At 50.5% G+C, this 13,643-nt stretch carries 6 protein-coding genes and 1 pseudogene; 2 read left to right on the top strand and 5 right to left on the bottom strand.

Going from position 1 to position 13,643, the window contains the following annotated elements; translation table 11 throughout:
- The first annotated feature begins 39 nt into the window (after positions 1–39).
- Together QYT14_RS09450 and QYT14_RS09445 are read left to right on the top strand one after the other, a co-directional pair.
- Positions 40–2,130: a BT4734/BF3469 family protein gene (locus QYT14_RS09450; RefSeq protein WP_288324671.1), complete on the top strand. Its 2,091-nt coding sequence runs from the start codon at positions 40–42 to the stop codon at positions 2,128–2,130.
- A 247-nt stretch (positions 2,131–2,377) separates the two neighbouring features.
- Positions 2,378–2,749 (top strand): thioesterase family protein, encoded by a 372-nt coding sequence (locus tag QYT14_RS09445; RefSeq protein ID WP_237039262.1) that lies wholly within the window; start codon positions 2,378–2,380, stop codon positions 2,747–2,749.
- A 75-nt stretch (positions 2,750–2,824) separates the two neighbouring features.
- Here the strand turns inward: QYT14_RS09445 and QYT14_RS09440 are convergent, their stop codons facing one another.
- The 5 genes and pseudogenes from QYT14_RS09440 to QYT14_RS09420 all read right to left on the bottom strand — a co-directional run bounded on the left by QYT14_RS09440 (position 2,825) and on the right by QYT14_RS09420 (position 13,611).
- A complete protein-coding gene (locus tag QYT14_RS09440; protein WP_288324672.1) occupies positions 2,825–4,546 on the bottom strand; it encodes a right-handed parallel beta-helix repeat-containing protein in 1,722 nt (573 codons plus the stop codon).
- 20 nt (positions 4,547–4,566) lie between these two features.
- A pseudogene (locus QYT14_RS09435) lies at positions 4,567–5,675 on the bottom strand (DUF5009 domain-containing protein).
- A gap of 11 nt (positions 5,676–5,686) precedes the next feature.
- The gene (locus QYT14_RS09430; protein ID WP_288324673.1) at positions 5,687–7,786 is read right to left on the bottom strand and encodes an NPCBM/NEW2 domain-containing protein; all 2,100 of its coding nucleotides are present in this window, start codon (positions 7,784–7,786) and stop codon (positions 5,687–5,689) included.
- A 116-nt stretch (positions 7,787–7,902) separates the two neighbouring features.
- Entirely contained in the window at positions 7,903–10,929 is a 3,027-nt protein-coding gene (locus QYT14_RS09425; RefSeq protein WP_288324674.1) for a glycoside hydrolase domain-containing protein, read from the bottom strand.
- Positions 10,930–10,950: 21 nt separating this feature from the next.
- Positions 10,951–13,611 carry a beta-galactosidase gene (locus tag QYT14_RS09420; protein ID WP_288324675.1) on the bottom strand — a complete coding sequence of 887 codons (2,661 nt, stop codon included), beginning with the start codon at positions 13,609–13,611 and terminating at the stop codon, positions 10,951–10,953.
- Positions 13,612–13,643: the final 32 nt, after the last annotated feature.

Below are 13,643 nucleotides of genomic sequence, written 5' to 3'. Positions count from 1 at the left end.
AGAAAAGCATTACTTTTACAGTGACTAATAAAATAATGGATGAAGATAACAAAATTAGGATGTAGAGGAAGTAAAACTACACATCGGAAATTGGATGACGAAAGTGTACTCTCTCTTCTTACGGCCGGTAATACACAAACACTAATTGAGAAAGTTCGTGAAAAATTACAGTCGGCAATGCCCGATAGGTCTTATAAATTTATACAGCGAATTCCTCGGCTAATCTTTGCAGGAATATTCAAAATGGATGGAGAACGGTTGCTCCTAAAAGAGTATACCGGTTGTGTCTTGCTGGAAATCAAACATTTGAAAGGATTGGAAGAGGCACGTGAACTGCGTGCTCAAATAGCTGCCTATCCTCAAACGTTGTGGGCTTTTGTGGGGGCAAGCGGGCGAAGTGTGAAATTTGTAGTTCCTTACACCCGTCCTGACGGAACCTTGCCGCAAACGGAAACGGAAGCGGCGTTGTTTCATGCGCATGCTTTTCGTCATGCTGTTAAGACTTACGAACCTAGATTGTCTTATCCCATCGAACTGAAGGAACCTCATCTCACCCAAAGTTGCCGTCTGAGTTATGACCCTGAAGTCTATCATAACTCTCAGGCGCTTGCCATTCATCTTGAACAACCTACGCAAATGCCTGTGGAAACGGGATTTCAAGAGAATTTTCATAAATTGACACCTGTGGAGAGTGTCGGAAAATCTTGGTACGAGAAGCAACGTTACGTTTCTGTCCAGTTTGAGCTCGCTTTGGGCCGTGCGATAGAGAAGTATGGAAACATTGATTTAAAATTGGATTTCAAACCGTTGCTTCATCTGCTGGGAGAAGGCTGTTTCTGTGCCGGCATTTCCGAAGAAGATGCCGTGAAGTGGACGATGCTGTATTGGGATACCATCTTGTCGGAAGTTGAGATAAGGGAGACTTTGCACCATACGTATCAGGTGAAGAAAGGATTCAATGAAAAGGCATTGTGTAAGCCCGAACAATTGCAGGCGTTGAAAGTGAATGAGTTTATGAACCGTCGTTATGAGTTTCGGCGAAATGTGATGACGGGAGTAGTGGAACATCGTGAACAGGGAACGTTCTGTTTTCAGTTCAGACCCGTTACCGATTTAGTTTATAACAGTATAGCACTGAACGCCCAGCTTGAAGGCTTGCAGTTGTGGGACAGGGATGTGCGCCGTTATATCAACTCCGATAGAGTGAAGGATTTTTCGCCGATAGATGATTTTTTGCAGAAGCTTCCTCGTTGGGATGGACATGATTATATCCGTGATTTGGCAGGACGTGTGAAATGTGACAATCTGCATTGGCAGGACTTATTTTATCGATGGTTTTTGGGAATGGTGGCGTATTGGCAGGAACGCGACACGAAGCACGCCAACAGTACTTCACCATTGCTGGTGGGTCCGCAAGGCATTGATAAATCTACTTTTTGCACAGAGATTCTTCCTCCGGAGCTACATCTTTATTATACGGATGATTTGGATTTCAGCGAAAAGCGCCATGCCATGCTCTATCTGAATCGTTTTGCGCTGATTAATCTGGATGAGTTCGATCAAATCAGTGTCCGTCATCAAGGCTTCCTGAAGCATTTGTTGCAGAAGCCTTCGGTCAATGTGCGCCGTCCCAACAGTGCTTATATAGAGAAAGTGCGTCGCTATGCTTCGTTCATTGCCACCAGCAATCACGAAGATTTGTTGAATGACCCTAGCGGCAGCCGTCGTTTTATCTGTGTGCATGTTTCGGAAATAGATAATTCGCAACCGATAGATTATCAGCAACTTTATGCTCAGGCGGTAACTGCATTGGATAATGGGGAGCGTTATTGGTTTACGCGCGAAGAGGGTATGCGGCAGACGGAAAGTAATCGTGAATTTCAGCAGGAACCTATTCAGGAGCAGTTGTATCATCAGTATTTCCGCGCTGCGGAGGATGAGTCGGAAGGAGAATGGATGCTGGCAGTGGAGATTTTCCAATGTTTGCAGAAAAAGAGCGGTATCAAGTTGCCGGTCGGAAAGATGAATATGTTCGGACGTTTCTTGAGCAAGTTGGGGATTCTGAGTCATCGTACTAGGGATGGTGTGTTTTATAGAGTGGTGGAACGTACAAAAAATGACATATTTTGAAAAAGGTGAGAGCAATGCTCTCACCTTTTTAGGTATCTCTCATTCGTATCTCTCATACCCGAAATCCTTTATTCATCAGGGATAAGGGGAAATGATGAGGCATATGAGAGATGAAAATGAAAAAGGGCAAGTACCGGTTGAATTCAAACTTCCTTGCGATAGCAGAAATAAATTGGTTGAGTAACATAGCCGGTTGATAGAAGAAAAATGAATACCTTTGTATTTAAATATAATGAGAATAGAACGTATGGAAACAGGATTGACTTATACTTCGACCGTTACAGTGTCGGAAGACAACATAGCTGCCACAATGGGCAGCGGAGATTTAGAGGTTTTTGCTACACCGGCTATGGTGGCATTGATGGAAAATGCGGCAATGAATGCCGTAGTAGGAGAATTGCCTGAAGGTGCCACTACTGTAGGTGCGATGATGAATACGACTCATATCAAACCTTCGGCCATGGGAGATACGGTTTCGGCAACTGCTGTATTGAAGGAAGTGGAAGGCAGAAAGCTTACTTTCGAAGTGCAGGCCAAGGACAGTAAAGGGGTGATTGGCGAGGGTACACATGTGCGCTATATTGTCGATAGGGAGAAGTTTATGAGTAAGCTGGCTTGAAATTAGTTTGAGGAGGTGTGTATTTTATGTTTTTAGGCAAGTAAAAACATAGAATGCACACCTCCTTTTAATTGCTTAACGTACAACATCTTGAACGATATTTCCTCTTAGCGTGGTATCGTTGCATTCCTGTGTTGTGACCAGCTTTTCGATACTTTCTTCACCGGAAGTAAGAAATAGGTTGTTGGTGATGTGCAGCCCATTCACTGATTTGGCATGGATGGCATCAGTCCCTTTTAGCAGGAAGCGGTTGTTGACGATGCGGATGTTGCGATGTACATAGCCTTCATGACGATTGTTCTCGGGGGCGATGAAGATGACGGGCGTACCGCATTCGATGAACCGATTGTTTCGGATGGTCACATCGTGCACCATACCCGACTCGAACCAACTGCGTGCATCGTCTGCTATCAAGATGCCGCTCATCTGCATTCGGAAGAAAGTGTTGTTTTCTATCAGTACTTTACGTCGTGTGGTAACTAAAAGTCCCCGAGAGGGAATGCGGGAGAAGAAATTGTTTCGTACAATGACTTCGGGAGTATAAGTGACATTCTCTACGACTAGGTCTTGCATACTCTTGAGATGCTGCGGCACGTCCCGTGTCAGGGTGACGATTATCTCGCGGTCGTTCTTCATTACCGCTTTTTTTACTTTAGCAGAAGCTAGCGGCAACAAAGTATTGGGGTGGATGAATTCGATTTCATTTCCCGGAAGGAAGGACTGGAAGCCGTAAGTCTGATGGTGCATATATTTCAGCACCATTTGGTTGGATGCCGGGAACTTGGTCACTTTCAAGTGGGTGCCATGTATGTTGATAGGGTCGTCATGCGCTCCCGAGAAGCGGGAATCTTCAATCAATACCCTGCCTTTGCACCCGGACATCTGTACAAAGTCGGCAAAACCGGCGCACGTGCGTCCGCTTCCAGACTCCGGTTCAAAAATCAGTTGTCTGTAGGTCAGATTCTCGGACATCTGTCCTACGAGACCGAAATTACCCAGAAAAGCAAAATGAATTCTTTCTAGTGTAATGTTCCGGCTATACTGGATGCAGCCGCATACTTCATCTCGGATGCCGTCGCGCATCTGATAAACTAGTCCGGCACGTCCCACAGGTTCATGGTCATAGGCAAAGCGAAGCAGTCCCGGTTCCAGTTCCACCGCCCTTCTCAGTCCGGTCAAAGGGGATTCTGTCCGCCAGGTCGCATCCGTTTGCGGGTTGTATGCTTGGGCGATTCCTCCGTCCAGCCGCCAGCTGTCGCCTACGAAAGCAAACCGGCCTGCTTTTATTTCATAACGGCTTTGCGGATGAATGCGGACGGTGAGATGGCGTTCTCCTTTCTCTACTATGGTGAGTTCGGGCACGGTGGGGTCGTCTGCTGTTATGGTGAAGTCTTTCAGCGTGATGCGTTCGCACCGGTCCATGAAGAAGGTGGTCATCTCACCATGAGTGATCAGTCTGGCACCGTTTCCGTCGAACGTCACATTCTTCAAGTCTTTCATCCAAAGTCCGATGTGTTTCACCGGGTCCGGATTTTCGGTTTCCGAAGTGGTGTTTGACACCGGATAACGTTTGGCGGTGGCACTCTGCCTGTACAGGTGATAATCTCCCTGCTGCAAACGGATAACCACCGGTTTTATTCCTTTGTAAGAAGCGGCTTCGTCAATGGCGTGTTGCAATTTTAAAGTCATGTCTGCATCCTTTCCAGCAGACGGAGACACATGGATAAAGTGTTGGGCACATACATCCGGGAGGCTTATGCATAGAGCAATAAGACTTGTCAATAGGAATTGTTTCATGCTTTTTTTAAAAGATACAATTAAATTTTCAAATAGATATTCAAACGACTCATGGCACACAGAATGACATACAGAATGAGGAAGTTCATTGCGGTGAGCCAGACGGAATAGAAATCACCGAAGTGGTTTGCAAACCGTATGACACAGAATGGGCGATGCATCGGAAATTGACGACTTCGCCTAAAAGATAGGCTGCAATGGAATTCATGCCATATACTTTCAGCCAGCGCAGGCCGTTGCCGTGTCCTTTTACGTCTATCCAATAATAGAACAGACCGGCTAAAAGAAAACAATAGCCTCCTGCAAGAAGGGTCATACTGCCGCTCCATATCCGTTTGATGATAGGGTGGAAACTATCTACCAGCAAGCTCAGTAGCACGAGTCCCACTCCCACAGATATGATGCGGTGAACGGTGGAAAGAGGAGTGGAATGTCCGGTGCGGATCATCTGCCCACAGAAGGCACCCAGCAACACCGTCACTCCGAAGGTCAGACTGCTCCATATCCATGTGTAGGAGGGGTCGCCTTGAAACCGTCCCAGCACGGCCTTGTCTATGCGTGCTGCAAAGTTGCCTTCCATACTATAATCACCGGTCAGCAGGAAAGGGATCATATAGATTAGTAGTAGGAGCACTGTTGCCGCTATCTGTCTGCGACTGGGTATGTAGGTCAGCACTAGAAAAGCAATCAGGTATCCGGCGGCGATGGCTTGCAATGTATTGGTGTAGATCTTCAGTTGACTGGCATCCAGTGTCAACAGGTTTCCCTGCACCACCATTCCTAGAATAAAGAGTACGATGACACGCTTTACTATCCGTCGGTACAGGGCACTCCGTCGGGAAGCTTGCTTGTATTTCGACAGAGAGAAAGGCATCGACATGCCTGCCATGAAGAGGAATAAGGGCATAATCAGGTCCCAAAAACGGAAGCCCTCCCACATCTCGTGGTCGAACTGATGTAGCAGGGGAGTGAGCCATTCCCATTGTGCCACTTGACCGAAGGCCATAAGTACGGGTTGAAACCCTACCAGGAGGAACAAGTCGAATCCTCGCAGAATGTCCAATGACTCTAGACGTTTGGAGTCATCGGACTGATCCGATTGCAAAAGTTGGTTTTGTTGTTCTGTCATTCTTTCCCTTTCTACTTTAGTTGTTTTTTTAGCACTGGCTTGCCCACAATCACATGCCCGGATGCCACATCTGCCACATCGTTCACAAAGAAGCGGTTGCATGCGATGCGTAGGATGCGAATCCCTTTTAAGGGGATGGTCAAATGGTGATCTTCCTGATAAATGGACTTCGGACGTAGTAAAGGCGTTGAATTGACGAGTTTTCCATCAGTCCAAATCTCCACGACACTGCCTCCTAACGATGCCTTGGCGGCTCCCAAATAGAGTTCCAGCTCATTGTACGAACCATCGAGTAACCAGGTTACGGTATCGGGCGATCGGAGCGCAAAGCCTTTTTCAAAGGTTTTGCCGGTAGCCATCACTAAAGGCTGCTGTGTACGAGAATCGCCGGTAGGAAGGGCAAGCGGAGCTGTCGGGGCCAATGACGCTGTAGGGCGTATTATCGTTTCGCTATGAACGAAAGGAACTCCTCCACCTGACATTGTCACGATGTATTCACATGCATTGCCCGCTTGGATAGCATCGCTATTCAGAGGTATCTCGACCGAAGTGTTTCCGTAGGCGGGAATCGGTGCCATCTTTAGCGAGGTGTGTTTGGCATGTTGCTCGTTCAAGGTTGATTCGCAAGTGATTTCCACGGAATCGGAAGTATGGGTGCCGAAATTCTCGATCACGAACCGGGCTTGGCTGCCTGTGAGCATGGGACGGTTGGCATTGAGGATAGGCTCATCGAAATCAACTCCCGGCAGACGGACGAAACCAAAGACGAAGTTATCTTTGGTATCATTGCCCAAAAGTTTTCCTACAAAGTCTTTCTCGGTAAATCCGGCGGACTTTCCGCTGAAGGTGACAATCAGGTCGTTGCCGTCGGCTTCGCGGCGGACAGCAACCAGTCCTTTTCCGAAGTCAACTGCCGAAGGGGCACCGAAATGAAGGGATTTGACCTCTACTTCCTTCAAAGGGTCAAATCCGGGTTCGGCCTTGATTCTTACCTTGACAGTGGTCTTTCCGGCCAGCGGAGTATGGTCTGTCAGTTCCAGCCTGCGTTGCACCACTAATGGCAGGGCGATGTTTTTGGTATTGTGGTTGTCGTTGGGCAGGTCCAGGTCTTTGCGGCTGTCGATGGCGGCAAAATAGAGATGGGTGGCCCGGCCGTATTCGTCTTGTAGGATGCTGGGACGTTCGAATTTATACCACCGTTCTATGGTTCCGTCGGAATGGCGTGCCACATTGACATCGTAGGCTATACCTTGGTCCCATACCCAGTTCACACCGTCTTTCGAACGCATGTAATAGGCGGTCCGTCCATACCAGTCGTTGTAGATGGCATTGTACTGCACCTCGTCTCTCCATACGATGGGATCTTCGAATATGCCTAACGTACAGGGATGGATACCGTGGCTGTCCGTCACTTTGCGGAAAGGTTTCACGCCGTCTTCGCTTATCCACACACGTCCGGGCTGGTTGATCATCAGCACACTGCCGTCCGGCCGTTCGGCATACGTGTTGTTGCTGTCGTCGGGGCAGGAGCCTCCGCGGAAATCGAACTCGATCTTGATGGGAGACCACGGGCCGTTATAGCTGTCGGCAATGTAGTTCTTGTAGATGGCACCGATGACGTACCTGCCGTCTTTGGCGCGGTAGATGGTGACATTATGTCCGTGCGCGATGTCTTCGTCCACTACTTTGAACGGACCGCAAGGATGGTCGGACACGGCATGATACACCCGCGACTGCGGCCAGTAGTCAAATCCTTTGTCTTCGGGCCAGCGGGCACCGAAAAGGTGGTATTTTCCGTCGTCCATGCGGCGTACGCCACGGCACCAGAACGACCAGTCCGGATGTTCGATACCGTTTTCCACATTACGGGGTTTCACGTTCGGTCCTCCCCATACATCGCTGCGGAGGCCGCCTGTGGGGTCGGGCATAGGCAGGATGCGGTCAATGAAGGAAGCGCCGCGCACTAGGCCTTGGGGAATCTGGTAATCCCTGGGTGCGTGTTCCCAGGAGGTTTCTTCATCGGTAGGCAACTTGCCTTCTTGGGCATTCGTTGGGAAGGCCATTGCCAGAAAGGCACATAGGGTTACGGATTTCAGATAGAATTTGTACATTGTCTATATTCTTTATTAGGATTTATAAAAAGAACCTTAGTGCAGGGATATTCTTCCGTCACTAAGGTTCAGGATGAAAAAGTCAATAAAAAATCAAACAGCGGTCTGGTTGACTATTATTCAACGTAGATGAGCCATCCCTTGCGGGGGTCGATGCTCAGTTCATCGCCTTCGGACAGTTTCAGAGCAGGCTGGAAGGTATCGATGGCGGGTATGGTGAATCGTGCCTTGTGCGGGCGTATGCCCAGCTTCTTCCAGTCGATGTTCAGGTGTACGCGCTTTACTTCGTCCGAGTAATTGCCTATGGAGAGGAGGAACTTTTTGCCACGCTGATAGACGGTGACTTTCACCGCTTCGTCATCAGCCGTCACGGGCACGTTGTCTTCCCAGAAGCCGGTCATCTTGGCTTTGGCGATACCGAACTTGTCCCATTCCTTCCATACCACACGCGGGTCGCACACCACTCCTTCGGTGAGCCAGGGATGGCGAACAGTCATGCCGTACTGCATTCCCAGCCATTTGTTGCCGCCGCGGTGCAGCATGTCGCCCATCAGTCCGAAAGGGATGCCGCTCGACTCTACGAGCCAGTTGGCGGGTGTCATGCGGTCGTATAGGAAGCTTTCGCCGAACCAGGTCTTGTCGATGTAGGGGAAGAACTCGGCATATTGGTTGGCAGGTCCGCGCGAGAATCCGGTGTTCGAGTGTAGGTCGATGATGCATCCGGGTTTCACTTCTTCCATGGCACGGCGCATCCGTTGCAGGATGTCACGGCCGAACGATACGTCGTCAAGGTATAGTCCGTCGATGTCATAGTGGCGCACCATCCAGCGGAGGCCTTCGATATAGTAGTTGTACCAGCGCGAGTCACTTTCCGAAGTGAGGATGGCTGCATCGGCGGACGTTACCATCGTTTCATCGTCGAAATGCTGGTACCATTGGGGGGTGTATCCGGTCATCAGGTGTTCGCGCAGCCAGGAATAGCCGCCTCCGCGTCCATCACGCAGAATCTCGTCGCCCAAGCTGCGGATGGCCCAGATTTCGGTCACTACATTGGTCAGTTCGCGCAAAGTGTAGTAGAGTTTCACCTTGCATCCCCTCTTGTGCCATTCCTTGATGAAAGGTACCAGTTTATCACCGCTCAGGAAAGGATAGTTGATGTAAGGGTTATACTCGTTGGCATGATGTATGTTGATCATTTTCACGCCTGCCTTCACGTCGTCATCGGTTGGTGTGGGTTTCGCACCGTTGTGGTAGTAGCGGTCGGTGAACTGGCTCTTCAGGTTGAGAGGTTTCACGGGAGTGACGATGAAGGCGAATTCGAAGTCCATGGGAGCGTTTGCTTTAAGTGTACGCGCACCGCTATATATGGTCATGCGGGTTGTGGCACCTTCTTTCTTGAGACGGAAACCACCCTTGCCGCCGTTGTGCCAGCTAGTCGGATAGGCGGGACGGTAGGCACTCAACAGCGGGCCACTATAGGTAGAACCCCGCAGTTCGCAGTGGATTCCGGCCTTGGTATTTCCCATCCAGAAACTGTCGAAAGGCCACAGCCAGTTGGCCTGCTTGTTCACGGGGATGGACACGCCGTGGTCGTTGACCGTCATTTCGGGGGTGTCCCATTTGCCTTCGTAGGCAGCGGGAGTATTCTGTCCCGGCAGTCCGGCACCGAGGAAATAGGAGGCCACTTCGGATTTCACGGGAAGTTCAAGGCGTACGTCCTTCACCTTCAGGTCGCTTTGGGGAGTCAGTGTATAGGTGTATTTCATCCATCCGTCGAACTCCATGCGTCCGGTACAGGTCAGTTCCAGGGCTGCATCTCCGGCCTTCCAGGTCCAGGTGTGGTGGCCGGCCGTCTGTTCGGCGGTCACAGGTTTTGCCTCGTAGTGCCGGATGCCCTCTTCGGTTTCCACGATGAAGGCGATGGGATTGTTCAGTAGGTCGGTGCCCCAGGAGTTAATCTGTTGGGGCAGGGCGGATGTTTGACTCAAGGTCACGTCACGTCCCAGGCAGCTCATTGCATCCCCCTTGCTTTCCATCGGGGTATAGGGCAGGACAGGGGTATCCGCCATACCCAATGTGGAGTTCAGCCAGCGCAGTCGGCTGTGGCGCCACGGCTCGTTGTCACCTCGTTCGGCGATGGGGGCACCTTTCACGGTGATGGCTACCGGGATGCGCTGATCTACTTGGTGGTCGGCCTTTACAGTGATGGTTCCCTTGTAGGTACCGGCAGGGGTGTCCTCGGGAATGTCCAGCCCGAACCACAGGGGTTGTACCTGTCCCTTGGCCACGTTTACTTTCTTAGTGAAAGGCTTGCCGGCCGGATTGATGCCTTCGGTGTTGAAGCAGGTGATGCGGTCCTTGCCCAGTACGGTGGTGCCATTCGTAAATTCTGATGCTTCATAGCGCACGTTGTCCAGCGCGATGGACGGACTCCACACGCCTAATTGGAACGCATAGTACTCGTTGGGGGCCGCTGTTCCTGCAAAGGTGTTTCCCGGTACGGCCTTCATCCACTGCAAGGGTAGGTGTCGGCGCATGCGGATGGGGTTTTTTCGGTCTTCGGGAAAAACAAACCAGGTCTGTTTGTGGCTGCGGACGTATGCGTTTACCTCGTCGGCCGTGGCGATGACTTCCATGGGGTAGAAACTGTCGAAGGCCGTGCGCGATTCGATGCGTTTCACCTCGGCACGCGGGTAGTCTGTCGCCTTGGCTGTTGTGGATGCCCATACCGAGTCGGCGGGTACATCGTTCAGATAGCCGTACCAGTAGCTACCTTGTCCGGGTTGTACCCGGTAAGGCAAGTAGTAGAAATAATAGGTGCCTGCCTTGCTTACGGGACCAAATACGATGTCGCAGCTTTCATTGTTTACTTGAAGTTTCTGCACGTTGGGGATTGTGTCACCGGTTTGTGCGTTGATAATCAGGAATCGCTTTTGGTTCGAAGCGTCGTCGCCACGTCGCCAGTCCAGACGGAGTTCCACTGCTTCGGCGGGGCTCTTTACCTCTATGACGGCACGGTGGTTACCCATTCCTTCGCCCCAAGGCTTGTCGGGTACGGAATAGGTGTATGTACTTTGCTGGGCGGTAGCCGAAAGGACGGTTGCCGAAAGCAAAGCGATTGAAATTTTTTTGAGTCGTTTCATTATGAGTAAGAATTAATATGATTAAAAGGTAAAACGATATTCCTGTTTTACTTCCACTTCATTGAGTTCCGGCTGCACACAGAGTGAGGGGTCGATGTGCTTTTCGAAGTAGATGGGAGCGTCGGCACTCTTCAGACCGTCAATGCGGATGACCATGGGGTTGGCGTCAATGGTGGACTTCTGACGGCTCAGGCTGACAATCCAGTCGGCTCCGTCATAGAAATTATCGGCTACCAGTTGGCCGTTGATGTAGGCATTGGCCACATCACCCTTGTAGCGTATATACATACGGGTCTCTTCTTCACCACGTACGGGTGCGGGTGCGTTCAACTCATAGACTGCCAGATGTTCTTCGGGAGCGAAGGCTTTGGGCAAGGTTCCTTCTTTCACTACGGCAGGCACTTTGCCTTGGGCGGAAGTCCAGGTGGCATCAGTGTTCCACAGGATGCGTTCGCCGTTGGTCATGAGAATTTCCACTTCGGCCACGGCTGCATTCTGTGCGTCCATGCCTGTCAAGGTCAGTGCGTTGGCTTCTCCCTTGCGCAAAAGCTTAGTTACATCTGCACGCTGGTAGCCAACTAAATCCTGCATCTGTACCGTCTGTCCATTGAGGCTGAAGGCCGTGCCTTGGGGAGCGCTCATACGTACAAAGGCTTTCTGTACTTCGGCAAAGCGTTGGAGCTGGAAAGTACGGGTCACACTGCCTCCTTCGGCCGGAGCGATGAAACGGCTGTGTTCCATAGGACGCAACGCACGGAGGTTTGCATTCAGCCGGCGGGTATCACCCTTGAAGTTTCGGGTCTGGAAAGTACCGTTGTCATACAGGTCGATGCTGGTTTGGGGAGCATCGTCAATCAGGGTGATGTGCTGGTCGTCATAGATTAGGGATGAGGAAGTCAATGCTACAAATTCCCGGTTCTTTGTCTTGCCCTTCCACAGCATATCCGACTGTTCTTCGGTCAAAACCACAAAACGGACTTTCGTTCCATCGTTTTTGGTGATGGTGATGACACAATCCTTGCCGGCCTGGAGCTGGTCGATGAAGTAACCGTTTTTCTTCCGCTGGCAAACGGCCCGGTTGACGGTCACTTCCTTGATGTTGTCACCTTGGAGCAGGAACTCGCCGCCGATTTGGTCATCCTCAAAGAAAAAGAACGTCTGATTCTTGCCTTCATTTAGTGAACAAATGGGCTGGACGGTAGCATATTTCAACAAGATTTCACCCATGTGTTGGTTGAACGGCCACAGGAAATACGTACCGCCTTTCACCGTCACCTTCTTGCTGGGGATGCGCAGTGTTTCATTCTTCAGCTTGAGGGTGAACTGCACGCGCTTGAAGTCCTGGCGTTCGTGACGGTAAAGGATGTTCGAGCAGAACAGATACCCGGCATCGTCCTTGGAACGGATGGCCCATTGAAGATTGTCGCGGTCGTTGTTGCTGTTGGGCAGGTAAGCCACGGTGGGGGCGAGGGCGGTGCCGAAGTCGTTCATGAAATAGTTGTATTTCTTGGTTTCGGGCATTACATTTCCTGGTGTACCGCTTTCGCGCACGGGAGCCTGATAGTCATAGCTTACGCGAGGACCCGACGACTCGAAGGTGCGCAGCTGGCCCACCGGGTTGGTTCCGCCTACATACATATAATATCCCATCAGGTTGGCACCGCATCCCAGGCGGAGGTTGATGGTTTCACCGGCCATTTCTTCAGGGATGATGGCACGGCGGGGATAGAAAGTCGTACTGCCCACACCTACTTCACAGGTGAAGAAGGGAGAGTCGTTGTTCTCGCCGCTGAGGGACTGTACTTCGCCTTCAATCTTGATGATGTCGGTACCGATATTGTCCGACAGACGGTTGTAGGTGAAGAACTCGAAGTTGGAAGTAGGCATTTCCTGCTTGCCGCTGGTTGTCCAAGGTGCCTCGATATAGAAGCCGGCATAAGGTACGATTTCGCCTTTCGGGTATTCGCTGTCCATCCAGTGGGTCATCGAATACAAAGGTACATCGAAGCCTATTTCCTGTGCCATGCGTTTCAGGGTGGTGAGGTGCGGGATAATCTGGCCGCGGGTCACGTATTCGTTTTCGAGTTGCAAGCCCATGATGGGACCGCCATCTTTGTGGAACAATCCTTCCACTTGTCGGTAAACCGCCTCGTACCAACGGCGTACGTATGCCAGGTAGAGCGGGTCGTTCGAGCGTTTCTTGACTTGTTTGTTGTTCACCAGCCACATCGGTAATCCTCCGTTTACAATCTCGGCATTGCAATAAGGACCGAAACGCAAGTGGACTTTCAATCCGATTTCTTTGCAAAGGGTGATGAAACGGTGCAGGTCGAGGTGCCCTTTCCATGAAAGTTCGCCTTCGCTCTCTTCGTGCAATGCCCAAAGACAATAAGTCGATACGATGTTCACGCCCGAAGCCTTCGCTTTGAGCAGGGCGTCTTTCCAGAACTCGGGGTTCATGCGGGCATAGTGGAACTCGCCCATGACAGGCAGTTGGGGAATCCCACCTTTGTCCAAGTAAAGGTTGTTGATGCGGATTTCCTGACCGACAGGACCTACGTTCCCCATTTTCAGGTATTCTATCTTAGGATAGGTGACATCGGAAAGATCCATTTTATATTGCGCTTGTGCCAGACCGGTGGCCATGCACAAAGCTGTACATACTAATAATCTATGTTTCATGATTCTGCTTTTATTTTTATAAATAACCGGAT

The sequence above is a fragment of the uncultured Phocaeicola sp. genome (assembly GCF_948499155.1).
GTDB classification, from domain to species: domain Bacteria; phylum Bacteroidota; class Bacteroidia; order Bacteroidales; family Bacteroidaceae; genus Phocaeicola; species Phocaeicola faecalis.
The sequence above is the reverse complement of the archived record's forward strand: the minus strand, read 5'-3'. Positions and strand labels throughout refer to the sequence as shown.